This window comes from Cryptosporangium japonicum (assembly GCF_039524755.1).
Lineage (GTDB): Bacteria > Actinomycetota > Actinomycetes > Mycobacteriales > Cryptosporangiaceae > Cryptosporangium > Cryptosporangium japonicum.
The window spans coordinates 118,090-142,921 of record NZ_BAAAGX010000017.1 but is presented as its reverse complement, the minus strand read 5'-3'; the positions used below and the strand labels follow the sequence as shown (position 1 = coordinate 142,921).

Sequence of the window (24,832 nt, the reverse complement as noted above, 5' to 3'; positions counted from 1 at the left end):
ACCTAGGACTCCCCCAGCTGGCCCAGGCGATGTTCGGCGCCGGTGACGCGCTGGGCGGCCAGCTGTGCCGCCTTCCGGGCGTGCTCGGCGGTCCGGCGCGCGGCCTTCAGCTCGTGGTCGGCCGCGTTCGCGGCCTCCTCGGCGTCGTCCAGGTCGAGCTTGAGCTGATCCACGCGGTCACGGGCCTCGGTGAACCGTTCCTCGGCCTCCGCCGCGGCGGAGGCGGCCTCGTCCCGGGACGCCTCCGCGTCCACGAGTGAGGCGCGGGCCCGGTCGAGCACCTCCTGCGCCTCGGCCCGCGCCTTCTGCAGCTGCTCGGCGCGCTCCTTGCGTTTCTCGGCGAGGTCGTCCTTGGGAGCCGGCTTCTGCGCCCGGGCGGCCGAACCCGCCGGAGCGGCCGGCCCCACCGGGCCGAACCCCGCGTACTGCAACCCGCTGACCAGCCGCCCGCTGCGTACCGCCTCGGCCGCGGCCGGGTCCCCCAACGCCGCGTGCAGCGTCTGCTCCAGCTCCCGCGCGACCGCGTCGGTGATCTGCTGGCCGCGCTCGTGCCCGAGCGCCCGCGCCTCCTGGGCCACCGCGTACACCAACCGGTGCCGCTGCTGGGTCAACGCGCGCAACTGCTCGGCGCTCACCGACGCCTGCAGCTCACGCAGCTGCTCCCCCAGAGCCAGCAGCGGCTCGATCTGCTCCCGCCGCTCACGCACCAGCTGGTTGGTCAGCCAGGCCGACATCGACGGCTTCCGCAGGGCTTTGATCTGCGCCGCGAGGTCACGGTCGCCGGCCGCCCTCGCCTCCTTCTCCCGGGCGAGCCGAGCGGCCGTGAACGAACCGGGGTCGAGCGCGTACAACTCGTCGGCGATGTCATCCAAAGACACGCCAAGAACAATGCCACCCGGGGCCACGCCCGCCGACGAATAGAGCATGTGGGTCATCGCGCTTCTCGTCGGCGCCGCCGTCATCGGCGTCTACGCGTTCGCCCTGCCCGACGTGGTCCACGCCGCCCTGTACACCGGCGTGAGCGCGGTAGCGGCAGTGACGGTCTTCGTCGCCGTGCGCCTCCACCGGCCACGCGTCCGCCTCGGCTGGTGGCTGCTCGGCGCCGGTCAGGCCGCCGCGACGATCGCGGACGCCATCTTCTTCGGCTGGCCGGCGCTGGTGGCCCCGCTCCCGTTCCCCAGCGTCGCCGACGCGTTCTACCTGGCGCAGTATCCGCTCTCCGCGGCCGGGCTGCTCCTGCTCGTGCGCTCACGCACCCCCGGCTGGGACGTCCCGAGCATCGTCGACGCGGCGATCGTGACCGCCTCCGCGGCGCTGCTGTCGTGGGTGTTCCTGATCACACCGGCGGCCGCTTCGGGCACGACGCTCGCCGGGTCCGTGGTCGCCGCGAGCTACCCGGCGAGCGACCTGCTGATGCTGGTCGTCGCCGCCCGGCTCCTGCTCGGCGCGGGTGACCGGCCGGTCGCTCTGCGCCTGCTCGCCGGCTACCTGGCCGCGCTGTTCACGGCCGACGCCGTCTACGCGCTCCAGGTCAACGCGGGCACCTACCAGGCGGGCGGCTGGCTCGACCTGATCTGGATCGCGTCCTCCACGCTGCTGGCCGCGGCCGCGCTCCACCCGTCGATGCGTACCGTCGACGTCCAGGCGCCGGCCGCTCCCCCGCTGGTCAGCAGCCACCGGCTGGCTCTGCTCGCGGCGGCGTCCGTCCTGGCGCCGGCCACGCTCGTCGTTCAGCACATCCGCGACGCCCCGCTGCACGTCTACCTCGTCGCCACCATCTGTGCGGCGCTGTTCCTGCTGGTCGTGGCCCGGCTCGGGCACCAGGTGGACATCCAGCGGCAGTTGGCGATCACCGACGGGCTCACCCGGCTACGCACCCGCCGCTTCTTCGACGAGACGCTCGAGACCGAGGTGGGCCGAGCGGAGCGGGACACCCGGCCGGTCGCGCTCCTGCTGCTCGACGTCGACCACTTCAAGCGGATCAACGACCGGTACGGCCACAGCATCGGCGACCTGGTGCTGGTGGAGATCGCCGAACGGCTCCGCAACTGTGTCCGTACCGGCGACGTGGTGGCCCGCTACGGCGGCGAGGAGTTCGCGGTGCTGCTGCCCGGCGCCTCCCCGGTCGACGCGTCGATGATCGCCGAGCGGATCCGGGCCGCGGTGGAGGCCACCCCGATCCCGGTCTCGGCCGACACGTCGATCACCACCACGGTCTCGGTGGGTGTCGCGACGCTGCCGACGAACGTCAGCACGTCGTCGGATCTGGTCCTGCTGGCCGACAGACTTCTCTACACCAGCAAGGAAGCGGGCCGGAACCGGGTCGCGACGCCCGCCGGTCTCGTCACCCGCTGACCACGGGTGGTTCCCCCATCCGGCCGAGGGGTCACTCGTACTATCCACAAAGGACTTCGTAGCGCCGGTCACACGCTACTGACCAGCACCGATGTGCGCTCCGAGGGCAAAGCGTGTAGCCTTCGCCGCGGGTCAAACGCCGAGGTCGAGGAGGTGGTCGTCGTGTCATCGAACGATCCCTCCAGTAGTTCCACCCGGCACGCGATCCGCGGCTGAGGTGTTGACTTCCCTCCCTGACTTCGAACGTCAGTGCCGCAGTGCGCAGTGCCGGGTCGACGAGCCATCGTTCGTTCTCGATCCGCGCAGGGGGTTCCCCATGAGCAAGGTCACTGTTCCGTTCGCCGCCGTCCTCATGCTGGCCTGGATCCTGACCATCACCGTTATCAACGCTTCCGCACACTGACAGTAGTCACGTGTCAAAAAGCGCGGGGATCGTCGCCTGGGACAAATGGGTTAGTAACCTGATGGACAAGCATGACCCGGGCTGTCCGTCAGTATCAACTGACGCGGATGGCAGGAGACGCGTCGGGTGTGTCCCTCCAGATCCCCGAGCACTGCTCTGACCTGCGGGTTACTCTGCTCTCCGAGATAGCGGGGACCGGTGGGGCACGGCGGGGGCCGTCGACTGATCCTGCTCCCGCGCCATGCCCTCGTAGCTCAGTGGATAGAGCAGGTGCCTTCTAAGCACTTGGTCGCAGGTTCGAGTCCTGCCGAGGGCACCGCGCCCGAGCGAACAGCTTAGCGCGCAGAAGGCACGATCCGAACACTCTCCGTAGCAGCCCTGCTGCACCCGCACCGCCGTCCGTACGGTGGTGCGGTGCGGACTCTCGGGGTGGATCTGGCGGCGGAAGCCGCCAACACGGCGCTCGCCGCGATCGACTGGTCGCCCGCCGGCGCGCTGGTGCGTCACGTTCAGGTCTCGATCACCGACGACGTCCTGGTGGACGCCGTGCCCGACGCCGCCCGAACCGGCATCGACTGCCCGCTGGGCTGGCCGACGGAGTTCGTGCGGTTCCTGGGCGCCTGGTCGGCCGGAACGTTCGAGCCGCCGGTGCACACCGACAAGGCCTGGCGACGACGGCTCGCGTACCGCCGGACCGACGAGGTGGTGCGTGAACGCCTGGGCCTGGTGCCGCTGAGCGTCGCGGCCGACCGCATCGCTCACCCGGCGATGCGCTGCGCCGGGATCCTGGCGCGGCTCGCCGCGGACGGGGTCCGGGTGGACCGGGCCGTGGTCGAGGCCTACCCGGCCGGTTCGCTGAAGTGCTGGGGCCTGCCGCACCGCCGCTACAAGGGCACCGCGAACGCCCCGGCCCGGCACGCCCTGGTCGACGAACTCCTGACGCGGGCGCCCTGGCTGGACCTGGGACCGTTCGAGCCCCTGTGCCGAGCCTCCGACCACGCCCTGGACGCCGTCCTGGCCGGTCTCACGGCCCGCGCGGCCGCCCTGGGCCGCACCTACCCGCCGACCCCGGAGGACGCCGGGGCCGCGGCGACAGAGGGCTGGATCGCCCTGCCCACCGGCCCGCTCGACGAGCTGGCCCCGGTCACTTCGTGAACTCGGCCCACACGATCTTGCCGGTGCCGCGCGCCTCCGAGCCCCAGGCCACCGAGAGACGGGCCACGACGTCGAGCCCGCGGCCGCCGGTGCTGGTCGCCGGCACCTTGACGACCCGAGGCGGCCGCGGCGAGTCGTCCTCGACCACTAGGCGGACGCGGTCGGGGTAGCGGATCAGCGCGAGCTCCACCAGCCCTTCGCCGTGCCGGATCGCGTTCGTGACCAGCTCGGAGGCGCACAGCACCGCCTGCTCGACGACGGTCTCGCCGAAGCCCCACTTGGTGAGCGTCCTGGCGACGAACGCGCGGGACCGGCCGATCGCGCCCTGCGCACCGCGGGCGATCGCGTGCCGCGCCTCGTCGATGCGGCTCTCGTCCCCCAGGTCGCGCCGGGCGACGACCACCGCGACGTCGTCGAAGCGGTGCCCGGCCGGCCCCACCGGCGCGACGATGCGATCGGCGAGGTGCTCGGCGCTCTCTCCCGCCCCGGCCGCGGCCAGCTCCGCGAGCGCACGGAGCCCGGCGTCGATGGTGTGCCCCGGTGACTCGATCAGGCCGTCCGTGACGAGCACCAACGCGTCGCCCGGCCCGATGTGGACCGGCATCGGGCGGTACTCGGCGTCCTGCACCCCGAGGATCAGGCCGCCGGCCACCTCGACCAGCTCCACCCCGCCGTTCGCGCGGACGACGAGCGGCGGCGGATGCCCGGCCCGCACGACGACGCCGTCACCGGTGGCCGGGTCGAGGGTGACGTAACAGCACGTCGCGAGCAGGCGGGTCTCCAGGTCGACCAGGAGCCGGTTGGTGCGCGCCATCACCTCCTCGGGACGGTGTCCCTCGGCGGCGTACGCCCGGACGCCGATCCGGAGCTGACCCATCACCGCCGCGGCGTGCGCGGTGTGCCCCTCGACGTCGCCGACCACCAGCCCGATGTGCCCGGACGGCAGCGCGATCACGTCGTACCAGTCGCCGCCGACCTGCAGGCCGTCGGTGCTGGGCAGGTAGCGGCAGGCGGTGGAGACGCCACGGATGCCGTCGGTGCGGCGGGGCAGCATCACGCGCTGCAGGCCGGCGGCGAGCTCGTGCTCGGCGTCGTAGAGGCGGGCGCGCTCGAACGACTGCGCGGCCAGGCCGCCGAGCGCGACGAGCAGCGTCCGGTCGTCGGACGTGAACGGCTGTGGCTCGTCCCAGCGCACCGCGAAACCGCCGACCGGGCGGCCACCGGCGATCATCGGCAGATAAGCCCAGGCCGAACCGCCCACCTCGGCCGCGCCCGGCCAGCGGGCGGCGAATTCGTCGGCGTCGCCGGCGAAGAGGGGCGCGCGGGTGCGTACCGCCTCGGCGAGCGGGCGGGGGTCGGTCAGCGTGACGCCGTCGAAGTCCGCGACCACCAGCGGGTCGTACCCGACGGCGTCGATCACACGCAGGCGGTCGGCCTCCATCAGCACGACGCCGAGCGCGGACGCCCCGATCGCGTTGCGCAGCGTCCCGGTGAGGACCTGGGTGACGTCCTTGAGCGTGAGCGCCTCGGCCAGCGCGCGGGTCACCGCGGTGATCAGCGCGGCGCGTTCCCACTCGGCCCTGGCGGCGTCCTGCTGGCGCTGCCAGGTCCGGTGGCGGTCGGTGAAGTCGGCGGCGACACCGATCAGGCGCTCGGCGTGGCCGTCGGCGTCGGCGAAGACCCGGCCGCGGGCTTCCACCCAGCGGGTCTCGCCGTCCGGGCGGACCACCCGGTACTCGGCCTGGTACTCGCCGACCTCGTCGATCGCGTGCTCGATCAGCGACCGGACGCGGTCCCGGTCGGCCGGGTGCAGCCCGTCGTAGAAGGACGCGATGCGACGGCCGAACGTGTCCGGGTCGACGCCGAACAGACGGCACAGCCGGTCGTCCCAGATCAGTTCGTCGGTGGCGAGGTGCCAGTCGAAGGAGCCGATGCCGGACGCGTCGAGGGCGAGCTCCAGCCGACCGAGCAGGATGTCCCGGGAGTGCTCCACCGGAAGCCCCGCCGACTCCGGGGATTCCATCGGCGCGTTCTCTCCTGACCGTCGAGCGGGTGACGTCCTACCTGGTATCCCCAGTATGCGGTCGTCACACCCGATCCGCCTGGTGAGGCGGTCGTCACCCACTCGTCCCCGGTCAGACCGCAGCGCGACCGAGGTCGGGGAAGTCGGTGAAGAAACCGTCGATGCGCTGGGCCAGCAGCAGCTCGATCCACCCCTTCACGTCACCGTGGGCGTTCGGGTCGGTGCCGTCGCGGAACGCGGGCGGAAGGAACTGGTTCTCGGCCCGGACGGTCCAGACGTGGACGATCAGACCCCTGCGGTGCGCGTCGGCGACGACCGTGGTGGGTTTTCCGTCCGCGGTGATCACCCGGGCGGTGTTCAGTCCGACGCCGTCCGCGTACCGGGCGATCCGCGCGAGGCCCGCGGGGGTCACCAGGTCGTCGTAGCCGCGTGGTTCGCCGAACGGGCCACCGGTGGCGTCGACGAGCTGGACCAGCGGCACGTCGATCAGCCGGTCGAGGCGACGGAGGTTGCCGGTCTCGAACGACTGGATGATCACCTTGCGCGGGTGCGTCCGCTTCAGGATCCGCACCAGCGGCTCCTCGAGCGGCTTGCCGATCGACCGGAAGTACGTCGGGTGCTTGGTCTCGGGATAGATGCCGATCGTGCGGTGCTGCCGCTTCACCAGGTCGATGACCTCCTGGAGCGTCGGCACCTCGAATTTGCCGTCGTAGGCGGTGTTGGCCGGGCGGACGGCGGGGAGGCGTTCGATCGCGCGGAGCGTCTTCAGCTCACGCAGCGTGAAGTCCTCGGTGAACCAGCCGGTGACGGCCTTGCCGTCGATCGTCTTGGTGGTCCGGCGGCCGGCGAACTCGGGGTGGGCGGCCACGTCGGTGGTGCCGCCGATCTCGTTCTCGTGCCGGGCCACGAGCACCCCGTCCCTGGTGATCACCAGGTCGGGTTCGACGTAGTCCGCGCCCTGCTCGATCGCGAGTTGGTACGCCGCGAGCGTGTGCTCGGGCCGGTACCCGCTGGCGCCCCGGTGCGCGATCACCTCGACCGCCGAGTGCTCCGCGGGCCGGGCGACGGCGGTGGCCGGGATCGCGACGACGAAGGTAGTGGCCAGGGTCAGGGCGAGACCTAACCGGAAACTCCGCATGGCTCCTCCTCGAGGCGCGGCGACGGGGAATGTCGCCTCGCCTCGAGCAGCCCAGCGGAGCCAGTCAGATTACCGGTGAAACCAGACTGAATAGGGCGTGAAGCGTTACTGCAGGTATCCTTCGACCTCGCTGACCGGGCGTGCGGCCGCGTCGTCCGGGTTCTGTCCGGCCTCACGCCGGGCCCGGCGCTGGCGCAGCAGGTCCCAGCACTGGTCGAGCTCTTCCTCGACCTGCTTGAGCCGCTCGTGCTCCTCGGCCGCGGTGAGCTCGCCGGCACTCAGCTTCTGGCGCAGCGAGTGCTCCTCGGCGACCAGCTCGTCGACCCGCCCGATGATCTGCTTTTCCGACGACACGTGATTCCTCCTCGAAAGCGTCGGCCCCGACCGTACCCGCGCCGGACACGACGAAGCCCCCGACCGTACGGCCGGGGGCTTCGGGGTGCTCAGGCGGCGACCACGCCTTCCGACGCGGCGAGCTCGCGGAGCTGGTGCAGTGCGGCGTTCTCCAGCTGGCGCACCCGCTCGCGGGAGAGGCCGAGCGTGCCGGCGATCTCGGTGAGCGACTGCTGCCTGCCGTCCTCGAGCCCGTACCGGGCCCGGACGATACGCGCCGACCGCGGGTCGAGCCGCTCGATCATCTGACCCAGCCCGTCACGCTGGATCGCCGCGATCACGACGTCCTCCGGCGACGGCTCGTCACCATCGGCCACCAGGTCGGACAGCGAGGTCTCGCCGTCCTCGCCGACCGGGGTGTCGAGCGACACGGTCTCGCGGGCCCAGCGGATGAGCTCCTCGACCCGGCTGGGCTCGATGTCCAGCGACTTGGCGAGCTCCGGGATCTCGGGCTCGCGCCCCAGCTCACGGGTCAGATCACGCCGGACGTTACGCATCCGGTTGATCTCCTCCACCAGGTGGACGGGAAGTCGGACCGTCCGGGCCTGCTGCGCGATGGCCCGGCTGATCGCCTGCCGGATCCACCAGGTCGCGTACGTGGAGAACTTGTATCCACGCTGGTAGTCGAACTTCTCCACCGCGCGGACCAGGCCGGAGTTACCCTCCTGCACCAGGTCCAGCAGCGGCATCGCGGAGCGGGTGTAGCGCCGCGCGATCGAAACCACCAGCCGGAGGTTGGCCAGAATGAAGGCGTCCTTCGCCCGGCGGCCTTCGGCGACCAGCCGGGTAAGCTCAGAACGCGTGATGTATTCGGGGAAGGTTCCTTCGTCGAGCCAGTGCTCGGCGAGGAGGCCGGCCTCGACCTGCTTCGCCAGCTCCACCTCCTGCTCGGCGTTCAGCAGCGGGGTGCGGCTGATCTCGTGCAGGTATGTGCCGACGAGGTCGCGGTCCGGCACCGCGGTGTCGTCCGACTCGACGACCCTGGTACTCGGCTCCACAACGTCCGTCGTCATCGTCTCCCCAATCCCTCTTTGCGCCTCACACGTACGTAACCCTCAACGGCGTTCACCCGACGGAGATTCCGGTTTTGTTGGGTGATCCGCGCAACGTCGCGTCCCAGCGGCTATCCGTCAGGGATTGCCCCCGGGATCGGCCGGGTAACCTGATCCGGTGAGCTTCTGGACGGCTCTGTGACGAACGCCTCGCCCCAAATCACGCCTGACCAGGTCAAATCTGCACTTGGCCGGTTCGCGACCGGTGTCGTGGTGCTCAGCATCCGGGACGGGAAACCTCCGGAGGGGGCACCGCCCGGCGCCTTCGACGCTGACCCCGACGAGGACTTCGACGACCCCGCCGACGACATCGCCGCCACTCTGACAGCGTTCATGCCGGTCTCTTTGTTCCCGCCGATCGTCGCGATCTCGGTAGATCTTTCCGGTTACCTGGCCGAGGTTCTGCAGCGGCGGGCGCATTGGGGGCTGTCCGTGCTCGGGGCGTCGCAGGGCGCGCTGGCCGGGCGCTTCTCCGCCGCCGGGCGGCCCAGCGCGCGTCTGCTGCTGGCGGCCGAGGAGCACCACCGTGGTGCGCTCACCGGAGCGCTTCTGCTGGACCGGGCCGGCGCCACGCTCGAGTGCGTCACGGACTCCCACCGAGAGGTCGGTGATCACCTGCTGGTGACCGCCTCGGTGGTGAGCGCGTCCACCGGCGGCAAGGATCCGCTGGTCCGGTACGACCGCGCGTACCGTCAGCTCACTCGGCGTGATTGAGTCTCCGGCCGTCGGGTAACTGCAGGCGCATGGAACGCAGCGACAAACACGGCCCACGGCAGGACGAGGCGATGGCCCGCGAGACGCGCGGGCTCGTTCAAGGGGGACGCTCGGGACGCGCCGAGGAGTGGCTGGACCCGGAAGCGCCCGGCGAGGACCAGCCCGAGGCCGACTTCGCGCCCGACGCCACCCTCACCGGTGGCATCCCCGAAGGGCTCACGCCGGAGGGCGTCGCCGAGCGCTCGGAACTCGCGTCGTACCTCGGCCGCGCCGTCTACCCGGCGTACCGCGACCAGATCATCGACCGGCTGGTCGAGAACAACGCTCCGACACGCCTGGTGACGGTCGTGCGTGACCTCCCCGCCGAAGAGCAGTACGAGAACGCGGGCGCGATCGCGCAAGCCCTGGGTCTGGGCCACGAAGAGCAGCGGTTCTAACCACCGCCGAGGAGTACGGCCGAGTTGACCAGGGCCACGTGGCTGAACGCCTGGGGCGTGTTGCCCAGGTGGCGCCGGGCGACCGGGTCGTACTCCTCGGCCAGCAGACCGGTGTCGCTGGCCAGGCCCACCAGCCGGTCGACGAGCGCCACCGCCTCGTCCTTGCGCCCGATCAGGTAGAGCGCGTCGGCGAGCCAGAAACTGCAGGCCAGGAACGCTCCCTCTTCGCCCGGTAGCCCGTCGACGGCCTCCTTCTGCGGGCGGTAACGCAGCACGAACCCGTCGGCCACCAGCTCGCGCTGGACGGCCTCGACAGTGCCGATCACCCGGGGGTCGTCGGGCGGCAGGAAGCCCAGGCGCGGGATGAGCAGCAGCGAGGCGTCGAGGCCGGTGGAGCCGTAGTACTGCGTGAACGAGTTCCGGGTGCGGTCGAAGCCGCGTGCGCACACCTCGGCGTGGATCGTGTCCCGGATCGAACGCCAGCGATCGGCGTCACCGTCCTGGCCGAACTTCTCGGCGCCCTTCACCATCCGGTCGAACGCCACCCAGCACAGCACTTTCGAGTGCACGAAGTGCTGCCGATCGCCGCGGACCTCCCAGAGCCCGTTGTCCGGCTCCCGCCACGTCGTCTCCAGGTGCTGGATCAGCCGTTTCTGCAGGCTCCAGGCGTCTTCGTTGCTACTGATCCCGGACTCACGGGCGAAGTGCAGAGAATCCAAGACCTCACCGATGACGTCCAGCTGCAACTGCTCGCTCGCGGCGTTCCCGATCCGCACCGGCGCCGACCCCTCGTACCCCCGCAGCCAGGGCACCTGCCACTCGTCGATGCGGCGGCGGCCTTTGATCGAGTACATGATCTGCAGATCGGCGGGGTCGCCGGCGACCGCGCGCAGCAGCCAGTCGCGCCAGGCGATCGCCTCCTGGTCGTAACCGTTGGACACCAGCGCCTGGAGCGTGAACGACGCGTCACGCAGCCAGCAGTAGCGGTAGTCCCAGTTGCGGGGGCCGCCGATCTGCTCCGGGAGCGACGTGGTGGCCGCCGCGACGATGCCGCCGGTCGGGTCGTAGGTCAGCGCTTTGAGCGTGATCAGCGACCGCTTGACCGCGTCCGCCCAGCGCCCCTCGTAGCGGCACTGCTGCACCCACCCGCGCCAGTATGCCTCGGTGTTGTTCACCTGCTCGATCGCGTCGACGTCGCGGTCGTTCTCCTGCCAGGATTCGCGCCAGGTGAGCACGAACGGGACGTACTCCCCCGGGCTGACCGTGAACTCCCCCACCGTGGAGAGGTTCTCGCCGTGCAGCGGCACGCTGCTGCGCAGCCAGACCGCGTCCGGGCCGGCGACCGCGGCGAACTCGCCGTTGACGTGACGCACCCAGGGCACGATCTGCCCGTAGTCGAACCGGAGCCGCAGGACACTGCGCATCGCGACGTGCCCTTCGAGCCCTTCGACGACCCGGACGACGTCGACCGCGTCGTCACGTGGCGGCATGAGGTCGATGACGCGGACCTTGCCCTCCGGCGTCTCCCAGATCGTCTCCAGAATCAGGGTGTCGTCGCGGTACTTGCGGCTGGTGCAGGTGGCCTCGCCGGCCGGGGAGATCTGCCAGTGGCCGTTCTCCTCGTCGCCGAGCAGTTTCGCGAAGCAGGCCGCGGAGTCGAAGCGGGGCAGGCAGAGCCAGTCGATCGAGCCGTCGCGGCCGACGAGCGCCGCGGTGTGCAGGTCGCCGATGACGGCGTAGTCCTCAATTCTCCCGGTCACGTTGCTTCTCATGCCCAGAAAATTAGTTGGTCCACCGTGCTCGAATCACGGCATGTTCACCGCTGCGCTGGCCGGACTGGGTCTCGGCCTGTTCGTCGCGGCCCAGGTGGGGCCGGTGTCCCTGTTGTGCGTGCGGACCGTGCTGCGGTACGGGCTGGCTCCCGGCCTGGCCGTGGGGCTCGGCGCCGCGCTGATCGACGTCTCCTACGCGTTTCTGGGGATGCTCGGGGTGGCCCAGCTGATCCGGTCGGACGTGGTGCGATGGTCCCTGGGGTTCGTGGGGGCGGTGGTGCTGGTGTGGATGGGCGCCCGGACGCTGTGGACCGCGCATCGGGTGCGGCTGGGGTTGGAGACCGCGGACGAAGTCACCTCGGTCGCGGCGGCGCTGCGCACGTCCGTGCTCGCCACCGCGTCGAACCCGCTGACGATCGTGTCCTGGGCGTCGATCTTCGCGGCGGCGTCGACGGCGGCCCTGATGTCCTCGTCCGGGGCCGCGGCCGCGCTGCTCGCCGGCGTCGGCCTGGGGAGCGTCGGCTGGTTCGCGGTTCTGGCTTTCGTGGTGTTCCTGGCCCGGCAGCGGGTCGGCACCCGGCTCCTGCAGGCCGTGGACTCGATCGCGGGCGCCGGTCTGGTGGCCTTCGGGGGCCTGCTCGCATTTCGGACTGTGCGGGATAGTTAGGCAGCGCTCGACACGGTTGACCAGCGAGGTGGATAGGCTGCCGTTCGTGACTGAGCGTTTGGTGTGGGTCGACTGCGAGATGACCGGGCTGGAACTGGGCCACGACGCCCTGATCGAAGTGGCCGCGCTCGTCACCGATTCCGACTTGAACATCCTGGGTGACGGCGTCGACGTGGTGATCAACGCGCCCGACGCGACGCTGGACGGCATGCTCGACGTCGTCCGCGAGATGCACGCGAAGTCGGGGCTGACCACCGAGGTCCGCGAGTCGACAGTGACCCTGGCCGAGGCCGAGGAGATGGTGCTCGCGTACGTGCGCGAGCACGTGAAGGACCCGAAGTCGGCGCCGCTGTGCGGGAACTCGATCGCGACCGACCGGGGCTTCCTCGCGCGTGACATGCCGACGCTCGACAACTACCTGCACTACCGGATGGTCGACGTCTCCTCGATCAAGGAGCTGTGCCGGCGCTGGTACCCGCGGGTGTACTTCGGGCAGCCGGCGAAAGGGCTCGCGCACCGGGCGCTGGCCGACATCAAAGAGAGCATCCGGGAGCTCCAGTACTACCGGCAGGCGATCTTCGTCCCCCCGCCCGGGCCGGACGTCGAGCAGGCCAGAGCCATCGCGGCGGCGCTGCCCGACCTGAAGTGACGTACATCCGATCCCGAGGTCGAAGGCGTCCGCACGGGACCGCTATGATGGGTGAGCCGCGCGGGTAGTCGCCGCGCGCATGGTGGCTGTAGCTCAGTTGGCAGAGCACCGGGTTGTGGTCCCGGGTGTCGTGGGTTCAAATCCCATCAGTCACCCCAGCGCAAAAGGGCCGGTCCATTCGGACCGGCCCTTTTGCCGTGTTACTTGATCGCGCTCCCGGCTTTGTACTGCTCCCAGGTCATCTCCCAGTCGGTCCAGCCGTTGCCCTTCTGGACGTGGGCCTCGGTGCCGACGATCTCGATCGGGTCGCCCTTGAGCGTCAGCTCGTAGAACCAGCTCGCGTTGGCCGTCGACGCGTTGACACACCCGTGCGAGACGTTGGTGCTGCCCTGCGAACCGGTCGACCACGGAGCGGCGTGCACGAACTCACCGCGCCAGGTGAACCGGACGTCGTAGTAGACCTTCTGGCGGTAGCCGCCGGGCGAATCCGCCGGGAGGCCGAACGTGCCGGAGTCGAACGTCTTCTCGTACGCCTTCTCCATCGCGACCATCTTGCCGGACGACGTCGGCGTGCTCCGCTTGCCGAGGCTGATCGGGAACTTCCGGAGCAGCTTGCCGTCCCGGTAGACGTACATCGTCTTGTCTTTGTTGACGACCTTGCTGGTGATCGCGCGCCCCACGGTGAACGTGGCGAACCGGTCACGCTTGCCGTAGTTGCCGTTGCCCATCGGGAGCCCGCCGATCGCCAGCCGGACGCTCACCTTGGTGCCGGTGGGCCAGTACTCGCGCGGGCGGTAGTGGATCTCGCTGGGGCCGAACCAGTGCCAGGACCCTTCGACGGCCGGGGTGCTGGTGACGAACAAGCGCTTCTCGACGGCGGCCCGCTGCGCCTTCGGGATGTTGTTCGTGAACTCGACGACGATCGGCAGGCCGACGCCCACCGTGTCGCCGTCGCTGACGTAGAGGTCCGCGCCGGTGATCGAACCCGGCTTGGCCATCGTCGAGAAGGTGGACTTCGTCGTGGCCTGCTGGCCGTTCTGGGACGCCGTGGCCGTGACGGTGTACGTCGTGCTGTACGCCAGCTGCCGCGCCGGTACCCAGGACTTCTTGTCGCTCGCGACGTTGCCGGCGACCGGCTTGCCGTCCGGACCGGCGAGCGTGACCGTGTCGAGGGCACCGTTGGTGGCGAAGGTGAGCACCGAGCTGGTGAGCACCTTCTTGGCCTGGTTGGCCGGCTTCGAGAGGGCCAGCGTCGTCGGCGACGGCGCCGGGCTCTTCACCGCGTTCGCCGCCGGGCTGAACTTGCCGGTGGCCACTTCCTGCCCGCTGCTGCACGACGCCAGTAACCCGAGCGCGAGGGCGGCAACCCCGACCCGCGTCACCCGGTGCTGCCAAGAGGTGCGGACCGCCCGCATCGTCACCCCGCTCATTCGCCTGCCGTATACCTACACAACACTGTGAATCACCTGTACATGACGTTGTCAACCCCTACGCGTGAACAAGGGGGTCGGTTCAGCTGGAGGCGATTTCAGCGTGGGGAAGCGGGCTGCTATCGTTGGTTCTCGTCACCGGGGCGGTCGAACGGTCCGGGGATGACTAGCGCCAATAGCTCAATAGGCAGAGCAGCTGACTCTTAATCAGCGGGTTCGGGGTTCAAGTCCCTGTTGGCGCACTTTTCTTTTTCATTCCGCAGTTCGGGGGCCTACGGCCCCACTGCCATCCGCAGCGTGTGACGCTGGTCCACGCCCCAGGCTTTGGCCGTGGCGGGCAGGAACGTTTCTATCGAGGCCTCGGTCGGGGTCAGCCAGGTCAGGGTTCTGGCGTGGCGGTGCCAGCGGTAGGGCTTCAGGTCGCTGTCCCAGGGGCCGCCCTCGGCGACCACGGTGCCGGACCGGTCGGTGATCACCAGACGCAGCCAGGCGTCGCCCTCGGCGTCGATGGCGTAGTGGGGGACGGCTCGGTGGCGGCGGTCGGGGGTGCTTCGACCGGGGCCGATCCACGTCATCAGGCAACCGGCGGCCATCGTCGCGTCGAACGCCTCCTCGAAACCGGCCGGGGAGACGCCTCGTGCGGCGGCCAGGCCCAGCAGGACGGGCTGGAGCCAGTTCAGGTACGCGATCGGGCGGGCCGCCGGCGGCAGGTCCAGCAGCGCCGGGTCGAGCCGGGCCGTCGCGAGGTCGGCGGTGCGGGGAGCCGGCACCGAATAGCCCGGCTCGACGTCTTCGTCCACCGCTCGGAGTGCGATCGTGCCGTGCTCGGCCGGCACGGGTGTCGCGCGGGCCAGGCACGCGCTGTAGAGCTCGCAGACGCCCGCGGCTCGTTTCGCGAAGTGGTCGGCCCGCACCGGGTCCCGGCGATCGACCCAGGAGGCCGGTGCCTCCCAGGCGTCGGCGGGCAGCGGACGGCTCCAGAGCCGGCTCGGCAGCACGACCGGGTTCAGGTCCACCGACTTGTACCGCGTTCGTCCGGCCATCGCACCTCACCTGTGGAAACTCGTTCACCCGACGCTAGGGTGGGTATGGTTGCGCAGGTGAACAGGCCCTCGCCGCGCCTGGGCGGCGTGGTGTCGCTCGAGGTCCGATGAACAAGTGGTTGTTGCTCGGCGGTGCCATCGCCAGTGAGGTCACCGCCACGATGGCTCTCAAAGGTGCGCTCGAGCAGCCGGCGCTCTACGTGGTGGTCGCCACCGGGTACGTGGCCTCGTTCGTGCTCCTCGCCGCGGTGCTGAAGCGCGGAATGGGGCTCGGGGTCGCGTACGGCATCTGGGGCGCGCTCGGGGTCGTCTGCACGGCGGTGCTCTCCGCGGTCATCTACGACGAGCCGCTCACGCTGCTGATGGGGCTCGGTATCGCGGTGATCATCGCGGGTGTACTGCTGGTCGAGATCGGCTCCCAGGCCGCCCAGGCCGAGCGTGAGGGCCGGCTCGTGGTCCCGGCCGCCCGCACCGAGCGCGAAGGCTGACGCATGGCGTACGTCTTCCTGGCCGCCGCGATCCTGCTGGAACTCGGGGGCACGCTGGCGCTACGCATGGCGTCCGTGGGCCGCGGTGTCTGGTACGTCGCCGTCGTGGCCGGATACGTCGGCGCGTTCGTCGGGCTCTCGCTCGCGCTCGATCGTGGGCTGCATCTCGGTGTCGGCTACGGCATCTGGACGGCGAGCGGGGTGGCGTTGGCCGCTGTTGCCTCGAGGGTGCTGTTCGAGGAGCCGCTGACGAAGGTGATGCTCGGCGGTATCGCGCTGATCGCCACCGGGGTACTCCTGGTGGAACTCGGCGCCAGCCACGCCTGACGCGCTCCGAGCGGACCACACCCTGGGCGGTGACGCACTCAGAGCGGTGACGCACTCAGAGCGGACTACACCCGGAGCCGTGGCGCGCTCGGAGCCCCGGGGCACGCTCGGGGCGGAGCCACCCGCCGCGGTGAAGGGCTGACCGCACCGCGGTGACCGCCGGCAGGCAGGGACCCCTCCGCCCACCCTGCCGGCGCCCCAGGTGCAGGTGCCCCAGCGTGGGACCGGCTCGGAACAACGCCCGGGTTGACGGTAGGGGGCAACTGCCGTCACAGCAGCCCCACGGATCCGGTTTGCGTGGCACGAGGAGATGATCCGTCCGACGGTGCCGGGCCATCCCACCCGAACGGTGGAACATCCGAGCGATTCATCCACATGCGACTCCACGCACACGGTGGGAATCCCCGAGACGCCACCGCGAGTGAGTCTTACTCCGCCAGGTATGAGAACCGGGGGTCCCGGCGGGCCACTATTCATTCGCGCGGCCCCGTCCGCCCGGAACCGGCGGGGTCGCGCCTCACACCACGAAGAAGCGGGGACGGAGTAGACACTCCGTCCCCGCTTCTTCACGTGCACAAAGGAATGGGGCGCACCGCCGGCTTCCCCGGCCGGCGGTGCGCCCCAGGCGACCTGAGTGATTACCGGGATCGGTAACGCGCGGGCCGCCACAGACCGCGCGTTCCGATCGCCTCCCCGGCGGCTCCGGGAATCCCTACCCGACGTTGCCCATCCGACTCGGGCAGGGATCCGGGGAGCACGATCTCACTCAGGCAATGGTGCAACCGGCGGCGGCGATGATCAGCTCCAGCGCGTCCTCGAGCGCCTGGTTCGCAGCGTCATCGTCGGCCGCGGCGTCGTCAGCGGCGGCGTCGTCACCCGCAGCGTCATCGGCCGCAGCGTCGTCGGCCGCAGCGTCGGCAGCGGCGGCGTCGTCACCCGCAGCGTCATCGGCCGCAGCGTCGTCGGCCGCAGCGTCGGCAGCGGCGTCCTCGGCAGCGGCCTCGTCCGCAGCGGCGGCGTCGTCGGCCGCAGCAGCGTCGTCGGCCGCAGCAGCGTGGTCAGCAGCCGCCGGGTCGGCAGCGGCGCCTTCCTTCACCGCGGCGTCGTTGTACTTGTCGACGGCGAGACCCATCCGGGCGAGCACACCCACGCGCTGGACCTCCAGCGGGTTGAGGATGTTCTCCTGGACGTACTTCCGGCCGGCGCGCTTGGACTTCGCGAGTTCCTTCTCGGCCGCCGCTTCCTTCGCGGCGATCTCCTCGAGGCCCTCGTCGACGACGTCGGCGGCCTCGTCCGGAACGTCGGCCGCATCGATCTCGGCCGCATCCACGTAGTCCGCGGTCGCCCCGCACTGAATGGCGCCACCATCGCCCGCAGCCGCATCATCCGCAGCAGCAGCCTCATCAGCGGCAGCAGCATCGTCAGCCGCCGCAGCATCGTCAGCCGCAGCCGCGTCATCCGCCGCAGCCGCGTCATCCGCCGCAGCCGCGTCGTCCGCAGCGGCAGCGTCGTCAGCGGCGTTGTCCTTGCCGTGCTTGCCCTTCTTACCGTGCTTCTCCCCCGCCGCCGCGCCATCCTCCGCGCCCGCCGCTGAGTCCTCCGCGCCCGCCGCCGAATCCTCCGCGGCCGGGTCGTTCGCGGGGTCGGCCGACGGGGCCTCGGCCGCGTCCGCCGCCTCCACCGCGCACGTGGCCAGTTCCTCCGCGTTCAGGTCCGGCTTGTCGGCCCGCCGACCGATCGCCGTCTCGATCCGGTTGATCGTCGCCGTGCGCTTGTCCGCCAGCGGCCCGAGGATCGCGTTCTGGACGAAGTTCGCCCCACCCTCACCGTTCGACGACTCGAGTCGCGTCTGCGCCTCGGAGATCTGCATCTCCAGCAGCACGACGTTCTGAGCCACTTCGGCCTGCGCGGCCGACGGGACCACGGTCAGCTGGTTCGCGACGTCAGGACAGACGATCTTGCCGGCGCTGGCGGCCGCGGGATCCGCATTCGAATCCATACTCGCCGAAGAAACCCCGACCATCGCCGCTGCGGTCAGTGCGACCGCGGTTCCTCCGACAGCGGCGCCGATAGCCCACCGCGACCGTCCTGCTCGTTTTCGCATTCCGCTCTCCCTATAGATTCACCCGGAAGGGCCTCTTGCGCCCACGAGACTGAAGAACGCCGCTGTTCCGCCGCGGGTTCAGCGATAAAAATTAACAGTTCGTGGGTCGTCAGAACCACGAAAATGGGCACAAAAATAGGGAGCACCGCCGGCGGGGTGACCAGCGGTGCTCCCTGCAAAGCCTGAATCCGGTGACCGGGATTCGGTATTACGCGGACCGCCACAGACCGCGTAACCGCACTTCCAGATTCAGGCGAGTGAACAGACCGACAACGATTCGACGTCCAGGTTCGGACGCGGCGCGTTCCGGCCGATAGCGGTTTGCATACGGTTGATGGTGGCTACTCGCTTGTCCGCGAGCGGGCCGAGGATCGCGTTCTGAACGAAGTTCGGGCCTCCTTCGCCTTCGGACGTGACAAGTCGGTTTTCGGCTTCATTGATCTGCGTATCGAGCAACGCCAGATTGCGTTCCACCTCCGCCTGTGCCTGTGCCGGGATCGCCGGCAGCTGACTTTCCACATCCGGGCAGGAGATCTGCTGACCAGCAGGATCCTCCCCGTTGTCCCCACCGTCTGCCGGCGGTGCGGACGTCTCGGGCGCCTCGGGCGCTTCGGCCGGCGGAGCCTCGTTCGCGGGATCGGCGGTCGGGGCGCCACCGTTCTGCACGGAGCACACCGACAATTGCTCGGCGCCCAGGTTCGGCCGGGCCGCGGTGCGCCCGATCGAGATCTCGATCCGATCGATCGTCGCTTTCCGCTTGTCGGCCAACGGGCCGAGGATCGCGTTCTGAACGAAGTTCTTACCGCCCTGACCGACGGTGCTTTCGAGCCTGTTCTGGGCCTCCGAGATCTGCGTCTGCAACAGTTGCAGATTGCGCTCGACTTCGGCCTTGGCCGACGCCGGAACAGCAGGCAGCTTACCGGAGACGTCGGGGCAGGAGATCGTGCCGACGCTAGCCGACGAACCCGATGACGCCTCCTCGCTGGCGGATGACGTACCCACCAAAGCCGCTCCGGTCAGCGCGAGCGCGGTTCCACCGATCGCCACGCCCAGAACCCAACCTGACCGACCTTTTCCTCGCATTGCTTCTCCTGTGTCCGGCGCACCCGGATGAGCTTCGGAGTTTGCCCACGCCCAACAACACGGAAATGCCGCGCGAGTGGTTCACGGCCTTTCCGGAAATCGCGGAAGAGGCCGCTGAACAGGGCGGATATGCTGGGGCCATGCCGCGCGCCGTCGTCACCCTGCTCTCGGTCGTGGTCCTGCTCCTCCTGGGCACCGCCGCGCCGGCCCGGGCCCACGGCGCCGACGCGAAGCCCGAGGCGACCGACTACCGCACCGCGATCACCGCGGTCACCCCGTCCACCGACGACGTCACGGTGCGCGTGATCGAGAACGGCGCGCGCCTCGAACTACGCAGCAACACCGACCGGGACGTCGAGGTCCGGGGTTACTCCGGCGAGCCGTACCTGAGGATCTCGGCCGACGGTCTCTGGACGAACACCCGCTCGCCCGCCACCTGGATCAACGCCACCGCCGACGGCAAGAGCCCGGTGCCGGCCAGCGCCCGGGTCGACACCGCGGCCGCGCCGGAGTGGCAGAAGGTCAGCTCGGAGCGGGTCGTGCGCTGGCACGACCATCGTTCGCACTGGATGAGCACCAGCCCGCCGCCGGCCGTCACCGCCGACCCGTCCTCGTCCCATCGCATCGCGTCCTGGGCCGTCGCGCTCGTGGTGGCCGGTGGGCCCACCACGGTCAGCGGCACCCTCGACTACGAACCACCGCCGACGCCGACGCTGTGGTGGGCGGCGGTCGCGCTGGCGGCGGCCGCGCTGTTCGCGGTCACGTACTTCTGGGGACGACGTCCGGCCGCGCGCCGTCTCGTCGCCGGCGCACTCGCGGTGGCCGCGCTGGCCGAGCTGGCCGACGCGGTGGGGCGCACGATCGTCGCGGGCTCCACCGGGTTCGGTGTGGTCACCGGGGTGCTCACCGGGCAGGGCGTGGGCCTGCTGGTGTCGTTGGCCGCGCTCGCGGCGGCGGTGGTCACGGTGCGGGGTGCGGAGGCGGGGCCGTTCGCGCTCGCGTTCGCCGGGGTGTGCCTCGCGCTGCTGGGCGGGCTGCCGGATTACGAGACATTCGCACACGCTGTCCCAGCGGTGCCGTGGTCCGGTCCCGTCGCCCGTCTCCTCACCGTCGCGCTGCTGGGCTTCAGCCTCGGCGCCGCGCTCAGCGGCTGGTGGTGGCTGCTCCAGGCCCGCCGCGCGGCCCAGTCCTCCCCGGCGGCGGCGGGCGAGCCCGCGGACGTACCCGGGGCGCACTGAACCGACGCTCGTTCGCGTCAACCGAACGCCGGTCCGACCGATGTACAGATGTGCCGGGTGTGAGGCGATTCGAGCTCCGAGGAGCGCTGTTCCGCGATCCGGTGCTGCTCGTGTACGTCGCCGGCGCGCTCGTCGTGGCCGGCTGGCTGCTCGCCGCCCGCGCCGAACTGGTCCATGAGCTCCGGGTCAGCTGGCTCACCCAGCTCGTGCTGGACACGAGCCTGGCCGTGTTCGCGTTCCGGATCGCCCGCCGAGCCGACCTCCCCCGCCAGATGCGCCCGTTCTACCGCGCGATCACGTTCACCGGGGTGTGCTTCGCGGTCGGCGACGTCAGCCAGATCGTCGTCGTGTTCTCCCGTGCGGGCCCGGACGCCGCCACCGCCGGCCCGATCCAGACCGTGTCGTTCCTGGTGGGTGTGACCGCGGCGGTCGCGGGCGTGCTGCTCTACCCCACGGCGGTGCGCACCGTCCGGGAACGGCTGCGGTTCTGGCTGGACGCCGCGACCGTCCTGCTCGGCGGCGCGGCGCTGGCCTGGGCGCTGGCCGCCCAACCCGGGGTCGACCGGGTGTCGGGCCTGGTCGCGGCCGGGCTGGTGCTGGTGGCCACGTTCGCCGCGACGAAACTGCTCTACGCCGACACGGCGCCGATGACCAGGGTCGCCGTGCTCCCGTGCATCGCGTCCACGGTCACCCAGGGGTTCGGGATCTTCGCGAGCAGCGCGCTCGGCACGAACGAACACGCCGGTGCCGCCCAGGCGCTGCAGGTGCTCGCGGCCATGCTGATCGGCACCGGCTTCCGGATCCAGGAACTCGAGTTCGCGGCCGGCCTGCCCCCGCGCCGGCGGAAGATCCAGCGCTCGCACAACAAGCTGCCGTACGTCGCGACGATCGCCGCCGCCGGGACGCTCGTCGCCGTGCTGCCGCCCAGTGCCGGGCCGAAGGCCTGGGGTGTGCTGCTGGCCGTGGTGGTGATCAGCGTGCTGGTCTCGATCCGGCAGATCGACGCGTTCGCCGACAACCAGGCCCTGATCCAGCGTCTGGACAAGAGCCTGGCGGCGCTGGGCGAGAACGAGCGGTGGTACCGGTCGCTGCTCCAGCACTCCACCGACATCACGCTGGTGGTGGACGCCGAGGGGGTGCTGACGTTCACCAGCCCGGCGGTGAAGAAGGTGCTCGGCCTCTCGCCCGACGAGGCCGTCGGCCTGCGCCTGACCGACCTGCTGCACCCCGACGACCGGGAGGCCACCGCCGCCGCGTTCCGCAAGCTGCGTGCCCGCCAGGGCGGCACGATGACGATCTCCGCGCGGTACCGGCACGCCGACGGCAGTTGGCGCTGGCTGGACGGCGCGAGCACGAACCTGCTGGAGGTGGCCGGTGTCGGCGGGGTCGTCTGCAACGCGAGGGACGTCACCGAGGCCCGGCGTTTCCGCGACCGGCTGCAGCACGAGGCCACGCACGACCCGCTCACCGGGTTGCCGAACCGGGCCCTGTTCAACGAGCGGTTGGCGGCCGGCGCGGCCGGGCCCTGCGCGCTGCTGCTCGTGGACCTCGACGACTTCAAGCTCATCAACGACGTGCACGGGCACCCGGCCGGCGACGCCGTGCTGGTGGCGGTGGCGGAGCGGCTGCGTGAGTGCGCACGGCCCGGGGACACCCCGGCGCGCCTGGGCGGGGACGAGTTCGCGGTCGTGCTGCCGGAGACGGCCGAGGCCGAGGCCGAGGCGGTCGCGGAGCACTTCCGCGCGCTCCTGCGTGCGCCGATCGAGGCCGACGGCGACGAGCTCGCGGTCGGGGCGAGCGTCGGCGTCGGGGTGGGCACGGCGCTGGGGTCCGAGGCGCTGCTCAGCGTCGCCGACCAGGCCATGTACCGGGTGAAGCGGGCCCGGCGGGCGGACGAGCCGATGGTGCACTCAGGGGAGCAGTAGGCAACTGTCGCCGAACTCGTGCCAGCGGTACCGCTCGGCGACGGCGGCGCGGTACGCGGCCTGCACCAGGGCCGGTCCGGCGACGGCCTCGAGGAGCAGCAGGTGGGACGCCTCGGGTGCGTGCCAGCCGGTGACCAGCCCGTTCACCACTCGGGGCGGGTGGTCCGGGCCGATCACCAGGTCGGTCCAGCCCTCGGTCGCGCCGACCCGCCCGGTCTCGTCGACCGCGCTCTCCAACGCCCTGGTGACGGTGGTTCCCACCGCGACCACCCGCCCTCCGGCGGCGCGGGTCGAGCGCACCAGGCGTGCGGTGGCGGCCGGCACACGGAACCGCTCGGTCTGCGGGCCCTCGCCGACCTCCGGCGACGACACCCCGGTGTGCAGGAGCACCGGCGCCACCGCGACGCCCCGGGTGACCAGGTCGGTGACCAGGCGGTCGGTGAACGGACGGCCGGCGCTGGCCATCTCGGCGCTGCCCGGCTCGCGGGCGAACACCGGCTGGTAGTCCGGAAGCGGCCAGCGTCCGCGCAGGTAGCTGTAGGTGATCGGGCGGCCGTGGCGGTGCAGCCAGGTCTCGACCGGTCCTTCGAGCGCGACGTCGGCGGCCCAGAGCCGCACGCCGTGCGCACGCCGGTCCGCCGGTTCGCGCAGCGTCAGGCCGGCTCCGCCCGGAACCGCGATCCGCTCGCCGCTCACCCCGTCGAGCACCGGCCCGGTCCCGTCCGGAATCCGCAGTTCGACGACCCATCCGGCCCCGCGGGGCGCCGAGAAGTGGACCACCACCGCGGTGCCGTCGGGGCGGTGGCCGTCGATGGCGGCCGGGAGCGTCGCCGAGGTGTTGACGACCACCAGGTCGCCCGGCTCGAGGTAGGCGGGCAGCCGGTCGAACCGGGTGGACGTCAGACCGGACGGCGCCGCGACCAGCAGCCGGACCTCGTCCCGGGCCGATCCCCGCGCCTCCGGTGGTTCGTGGGCGTCGGCGTCGGCGGGCAGCGTGAACACCGTGCGTGGCTTCACGCGGTCACCCCCGCCAGCAGGTCGGACGCCCGGTACCGCCCGCTCGGCGGCCGCTCGGCCACCAGCCGGAGCAGCGCGGGCACGACCGTCTCCGGCTCCGGCCGGTCCGAGATGTCCTCGCCGGGGAACGCTTCCTGGTGCATCGCGGTCCGCATGTCACCCGGGTCGAACGCGTACACCCGGAGCTCGGCCCGCTCCACCGCGAGCACGGCCGACAGATGGTCGAGCGCGGCCTTGCTGGCCCCGTAGCCGCCCCAGTTCGGGTAGGCCTCGACGGCGGCGTCCGAGCTGACGTTGATCACGGTGTCGACGGCGTCGAGCAGCTGGATCAGGCCGAGCGGCGCGAGCACGTTCACCGCGAGCACCGACGCCAGCCGGTGCAGTGGATAGTCCGCGAGCGGCGGCATCGGGCCGAGCGCGCTCGCGTTGTTGACCAGCAGATCCACCGGCCCGAGGGTGCGGGCGACGCGGGCCAGCGTCGCGCGGTGCGACGGTTCGCCGACGTCGCCGGGCACCGCCAGCACCTGCGTCCCCGGTCCACCGCGGCTGCGGAACTCCGCGACCGCGCGGTCGAGCGCGGTCGCCTCCCGCGCGTCCACGACGAGATCCCAACCGCGGGACGCGAGCGCGAGCGCCGTAGCCCGGCCCAGTCCGCGCGACGCTCCGGTGATCACTCCGACAGGCATGAGAATCCTCCGTTCGACGGTGCGTGCCGGTACGGTAAAAAGTGAAGTTGACTTCAGGTCAAGCTTCGGAGGCCGGGATGAACGATCTGCTCACGATGGGCGACGTCTCGCACCGCAGTGGGCACGCGCCATCGGCTCTGCGTTACTACGAGCGGGTGGGGCTGATCGAGGCCACCCGCACCAGCGGCAACCAGCGCCGGTACCACCGGTCGGTGCTGCGCCGGCTGGCGTTCATCCGGGCCGCGCGCCACGTCGGGCTGAGCCTGGAGGACATTCGCGACGCGCTCGCGACGCTGCCGGCCGGGCGCACCCCCACGCGCCAGGACTGGACGCGGCTCTCACGCAGCTGGCGCTCGCGTCTGGACGAGCAGATCGCCGCGCTGATGGCCCTGCGTGACGGGCTCGACTCCTGCATCGGCTGCGGATGTCTCTCGCTGCAGCGCTGCCGGCTCTCCAACCCCGGCGACCGCGCGGCCGGCGCCGGCCCCGGCGCGGTCTACCTCCCCCGCCTGCTCCGCGACCCGGTCGGCGAGGAGCTCTGACGACGCGAAGGGCGGCCCGGCTGTCTGCCGGGCCGCCCTTCCCCCTCCTGCCCACGACGCACCCGAGCGGGGCCACAACCCCAACCGCCCCCTCGGACGCGCCGCGGGCGCGCTCACCTGGCCAGGAACGCGGTAGTCGCCTCAGCCATGCGAAAGTGCTACCCAACCGAGCGGTGAACATCCGACTGCTG

Annotated in this window: 23 protein-coding genes and 3 tRNA genes; 14 read left to right on the top strand and 12 right to left on the bottom strand. The window is 71.1% G+C overall.

Annotation, left to right across the window (positions count from 1 at the left end):
* Nucleotides 1–2 precede the first annotated feature (2 nt).
* Nucleotides 3–878, bottom strand: coding sequence for a hypothetical protein (locus tag ABD437_RS22600; protein WP_344650897.1), 876 nt, complete (start codon nucleotides 876–878; stop codon nucleotides 3–5).
* 46 nt (nucleotides 879–924) lie between these two features.
* Between ABD437_RS22600 and ABD437_RS22595 the strand changes: the two genes are divergently transcribed.
* From ABD437_RS22595 to ABD437_RS22585, 3 genes are all read left to right on the top strand, one after another.
* On the top strand, nucleotides 925–2,355 hold the full coding sequence (locus tag ABD437_RS22595) for a GGDEF domain-containing protein (protein ID WP_344650896.1): 1,431 nt from the start codon (nucleotides 925–927) through the stop codon (nucleotides 2,353–2,355).
* Between the two features lie 646 nt (nucleotides 2,356–3,001).
* A tRNA-Arg gene (locus ABD437_RS22590) sits at nucleotides 3,002–3,074 on the top strand.
* 98 nt (nucleotides 3,075–3,172) lie between these two features.
* Entirely contained in the window at nucleotides 3,173–3,913 is a 741-nt protein-coding gene (locus tag ABD437_RS22585; RefSeq protein ID WP_344650895.1) for a DUF429 domain-containing protein, read from the top strand.
* Here the strand turns inward: ABD437_RS22585 and ABD437_RS22580 are convergent.
* The 4 genes from ABD437_RS22580 to ABD437_RS22565 form a co-directional block, all read right to left on the bottom strand.
* Nucleotides 3,903–5,936, bottom strand: a complete 2,034-nt coding sequence (locus ABD437_RS22580) for a SpoIIE family protein phosphatase (RefSeq protein ID WP_344650894.1) — start codon at nucleotides 5,934–5,936, stop codon at nucleotides 3,903–3,905. The genes ABD437_RS22585 and ABD437_RS22580 overlap by 11 nt on opposite strands.
* Nucleotides 5,937–6,048: 112 nt before the next feature.
* Nucleotides 6,049–7,074, bottom strand: coding sequence for a glycerophosphodiester phosphodiesterase (locus ABD437_RS22575; RefSeq protein ID WP_344650893.1), 1,026 nt, complete (start codon nucleotides 7,072–7,074; stop codon nucleotides 6,049–6,051).
* A gap of 105 nt (nucleotides 7,075–7,179) precedes the next feature.
* Nucleotides 7,180–7,428 (bottom strand): DUF2630 family protein, encoded by a 249-nt coding sequence (locus tag ABD437_RS22570; protein ID WP_344650892.1) that lies wholly within the window; start codon nucleotides 7,426–7,428, stop codon nucleotides 7,180–7,182.
* 89 nt (nucleotides 7,429–7,517) lie between these two features.
* Entirely contained in the window at nucleotides 7,518–8,480 is a 963-nt protein-coding gene (locus ABD437_RS22565) for a sigma-70 family RNA polymerase sigma factor (protein WP_344650891.1), read from the bottom strand.
* Between the two features lie 177 nt (nucleotides 8,481–8,657).
* Between ABD437_RS22565 and ABD437_RS22560 the strand changes: the two genes are divergently transcribed.
* Together ABD437_RS22560 and ABD437_RS22555 are read left to right on the top strand one after the other, a co-directional pair.
* Entirely contained in the window at nucleotides 8,658–9,233 is a 576-nt protein-coding gene (locus ABD437_RS22560) for a flavin reductase family protein (protein WP_344650890.1), read from the top strand.
* Between the two features lie 29 nt (nucleotides 9,234–9,262).
* Nucleotides 9,263–9,670: a DUF2795 domain-containing protein gene (locus ABD437_RS22555; protein ID WP_344650889.1), complete on the top strand. Its 408-nt coding sequence runs from the start codon at nucleotides 9,263–9,265 to the stop codon at nucleotides 9,668–9,670.
* On the opposite strand, the gene ABD437_RS22550 is transcribed toward ABD437_RS22555, so the two are convergent.
* Nucleotides 9,667–11,442 carry a glycoside hydrolase family 15 protein gene (locus ABD437_RS22550; protein WP_425558206.1) on the bottom strand — a complete coding sequence of 592 codons (1,776 nt, stop codon included), beginning with the start codon at nucleotides 11,440–11,442 and terminating at the stop codon, nucleotides 9,667–9,669. The two genes, ABD437_RS22555 and ABD437_RS22550, sit on opposite strands and share 4 nt — an antisense overlap.
* Nucleotides 11,443–11,482: 40 nt before the next feature.
* Between ABD437_RS22550 and ABD437_RS22545 the strand changes: the two genes are divergently transcribed.
* The 3 genes from ABD437_RS22545 to ABD437_RS22535 all read left to right on the top strand — a co-directional run bounded on the left by ABD437_RS22545 (nucleotide 11,483) and on the right by ABD437_RS22535 (nucleotide 12,916).
* Complete coding sequence (locus ABD437_RS22545) at nucleotides 11,483–12,109, top strand: LysE family translocator (protein ID WP_344650888.1); 627 nt, start codon at nucleotides 11,483–11,485, stop codon at nucleotides 12,107–12,109.
* A 46-nt stretch (nucleotides 12,110–12,155) separates the two neighbouring features.
* On the top strand, nucleotides 12,156–12,758 hold the full coding sequence (gene orn, locus ABD437_RS22540; protein WP_425558205.1) for an oligoribonuclease: 603 nt from the start codon (nucleotides 12,156–12,158) through the stop codon (nucleotides 12,756–12,758).
* A gap of 82 nt (nucleotides 12,759–12,840) precedes the next feature.
* Nucleotides 12,841–12,916: transfer RNA gene (locus ABD437_RS22535), tRNA-His, on the top strand.
* A 42-nt stretch (nucleotides 12,917–12,958) separates the two neighbouring features.
* On the opposite strand, the gene ABD437_RS22530 is transcribed toward ABD437_RS22535, so the two are convergent.
* Complete coding sequence (locus ABD437_RS22530) at nucleotides 12,959–14,188, bottom strand: L,D-transpeptidase (protein ID WP_344650887.1); 1,230 nt, start codon at nucleotides 14,186–14,188, stop codon at nucleotides 12,959–12,961.
* A gap of 169 nt (nucleotides 14,189–14,357) precedes the next feature.
* On the opposite strand from ABD437_RS22530, the gene ABD437_RS22525 reads away from it, so the two are divergent.
* Nucleotides 14,358–14,430, top strand: a tRNA-Lys gene (locus tag ABD437_RS22525).
* Nucleotides 14,431–14,460: 30 nt separating this feature from the next.
* Here the strand turns inward: ABD437_RS22525 and ABD437_RS22520 are convergent.
* Entirely contained in the window at nucleotides 14,461–15,231 is a 771-nt protein-coding gene (locus ABD437_RS22520; protein ID WP_344650886.1) for a hypothetical protein, read from the bottom strand.
* Between the two features lie 107 nt (nucleotides 15,232–15,338).
* Between ABD437_RS22520 and ABD437_RS22515 the strand changes: the two genes are divergently transcribed.
* On the top strand, nucleotides 15,339–15,719 hold the full coding sequence (locus ABD437_RS22515; RefSeq protein WP_344650885.1) for a DMT family transporter: 381 nt from the start codon (nucleotides 15,339–15,341) through the stop codon (nucleotides 15,717–15,719).
* Nucleotides 15,720–15,722: 3 nt separating this feature from the next.
* Nucleotides 15,723–16,046, top strand: coding sequence for a DMT family transporter (locus ABD437_RS22510; protein WP_344650884.1), 324 nt, complete (start codon nucleotides 15,723–15,725; stop codon nucleotides 16,044–16,046).
* A gap of 766 nt (nucleotides 16,047–16,812) precedes the next feature.
* On the opposite strand, the gene ABD437_RS22505 is transcribed toward ABD437_RS22510, so the two are convergent.
* Both ABD437_RS22505 and ABD437_RS22500 read right to left on the bottom strand, forming a co-directional pair.
* Nucleotides 16,813–18,045, bottom strand: a complete 1,233-nt coding sequence (locus tag ABD437_RS22505; RefSeq protein WP_344650883.1) for a hypothetical protein — start codon at nucleotides 18,043–18,045, stop codon at nucleotides 16,813–16,815.
* Between the two features lie 354 nt (nucleotides 18,046–18,399).
* On the bottom strand, nucleotides 18,400–19,233 hold the full coding sequence (locus tag ABD437_RS22500; RefSeq protein WP_344650882.1) for a hypothetical protein: 834 nt from the start codon (nucleotides 19,231–19,233) through the stop codon (nucleotides 18,400–18,402).
* A gap of 140 nt (nucleotides 19,234–19,373) precedes the next feature.
* On the opposite strand from ABD437_RS22500, the gene ABD437_RS22495 reads away from it, so the two are divergent.
* Nucleotides 19,374–20,471 (top strand): hypothetical protein, encoded by a 1,098-nt coding sequence (locus ABD437_RS22495; protein WP_344650881.1) that lies wholly within the window; start codon nucleotides 19,374–19,376, stop codon nucleotides 20,469–20,471.
* A 59-nt stretch (nucleotides 20,472–20,530) separates the two neighbouring features.
* On the top strand, nucleotides 20,531–22,396 hold the full coding sequence (locus ABD437_RS22490) for a diguanylate cyclase domain-containing protein (RefSeq protein ID WP_344650880.1): 1,866 nt from the start codon (nucleotides 20,531–20,533) through the stop codon (nucleotides 22,394–22,396).
* On the opposite strand, the gene ABD437_RS22485 is transcribed toward ABD437_RS22490, so the two are convergent.
* Nucleotides 22,382–23,413, bottom strand: coding sequence for an S-adenosylmethionine:tRNA ribosyltransferase-isomerase (locus ABD437_RS22485; RefSeq protein WP_344650879.1), 1,032 nt, complete (start codon nucleotides 23,411–23,413; stop codon nucleotides 22,382–22,384). The two genes, ABD437_RS22490 and ABD437_RS22485, sit on opposite strands and share 15 nt — an antisense overlap.
* Complete coding sequence (locus ABD437_RS22480) at nucleotides 23,410–24,099, bottom strand: SDR family NAD(P)-dependent oxidoreductase (protein WP_344650878.1); 690 nt, start codon at nucleotides 24,097–24,099, stop codon at nucleotides 23,410–23,412. Before ABD437_RS22480 ends, ABD437_RS22485 begins: the two co-directional genes overlap by 4 nt.
* 77 nt (nucleotides 24,100–24,176) lie before the next feature.
* Here ABD437_RS22480 and soxR point away from each other — a divergent pair, with 77 nt between their 5' ends.
* Complete coding sequence (soxR, locus tag ABD437_RS22475; protein ID WP_344650877.1) at nucleotides 24,177–24,641, top strand: redox-sensitive transcriptional activator SoxR; 465 nt, start codon at nucleotides 24,177–24,179, stop codon at nucleotides 24,639–24,641.
* Nucleotides 24,642–24,832: the final 191 nt, after the last annotated feature.

Excerpts from the sequence above, each read along its gene's own strand:
- ABD437_RS22595 (WP_344650896.1), top strand. The coding sequence starts at position 925 with ATGTGGGTCATCGCGCTTCTCGTCGGCGCCGCCGTCATCGGCGTCTAC.
- ABD437_RS22580 (WP_344650894.1), bottom strand. The coding sequence starts at position 5,936 with ATGGAATCCCCGGAGTCGGCGGGGCTTCCGGTGGAGCACTCCCGGGAC.
- ABD437_RS22575 (WP_344650893.1), bottom strand. The coding sequence starts at position 7,074 with ATGCGGAGTTTCCGGTTAGGTCTCGCCCTGACCCTGGCCACTACCTTC.
- ABD437_RS22565 (WP_344650891.1), bottom strand. The coding sequence starts at position 8,480 with ATGACGACGGACGTTGTGGAGCCGAGTACCAGGGTCGTCGAGTCGGAC.
- ABD437_RS22555 (WP_344650889.1), top strand. The coding sequence starts at position 9,263 with ATGGAACGCAGCGACAAACACGGCCCACGGCAGGACGAGGCGATGGCC.
- ABD437_RS22550 (WP_425558206.1), bottom strand. The coding sequence starts at position 11,442 with ATGAGAAGCAACGTGACCGGGAGAATTGAGGACTACGCCGTCATCGGC.
- ABD437_RS22545 (WP_344650888.1), top strand. The coding sequence starts at position 11,483 with ATGTTCACCGCTGCGCTGGCCGGACTGGGTCTCGGCCTGTTCGTCGCG.
- ABD437_RS22530 (WP_344650887.1), bottom strand. The coding sequence starts at position 14,188 with ATGAGCGGGGTGACGATGCGGGCGGTCCGCACCTCTTGGCAGCACCGG.
- ABD437_RS22520 (WP_344650886.1), bottom strand. The coding sequence starts at position 15,231 with ATGGCCGGACGAACGCGGTACAAGTCGGTGGACCTGAACCCGGTCGTG.
- ABD437_RS22515 (WP_344650885.1), top strand. The coding sequence starts at position 15,339 with ATGAACAAGTGGTTGTTGCTCGGCGGTGCCATCGCCAGTGAGGTCACC.
- ABD437_RS22510 (WP_344650884.1), top strand. The coding sequence starts at position 15,723 with ATGGCGTACGTCTTCCTGGCCGCCGCGATCCTGCTGGAACTCGGGGGC.
- ABD437_RS22505 (WP_344650883.1), bottom strand. The coding sequence starts at position 18,045 with ATGGATTCGAATGCGGATCCCGCGGCCGCCAGCGCCGGCAAGATCGTC.
- ABD437_RS22500 (WP_344650882.1), bottom strand. The coding sequence starts at position 19,233 with ATGCGAGGAAAAGGTCGGTCAGGTTGGGTTCTGGGCGTGGCGATCGGT.
- ABD437_RS22495 (WP_344650881.1), top strand. The coding sequence starts at position 19,374 with ATGCCGCGCGCCGTCGTCACCCTGCTCTCGGTCGTGGTCCTGCTCCTC.
- ABD437_RS22480 (WP_344650878.1), bottom strand. The coding sequence starts at position 24,099 with ATGCCTGTCGGAGTGATCACCGGAGCGTCGCGCGGACTGGGCCGGGCT.
- soxR (WP_344650877.1), top strand. The coding sequence starts at position 24,177 with ATGAACGATCTGCTCACGATGGGCGACGTCTCGCACCGCAGTGGGCAC.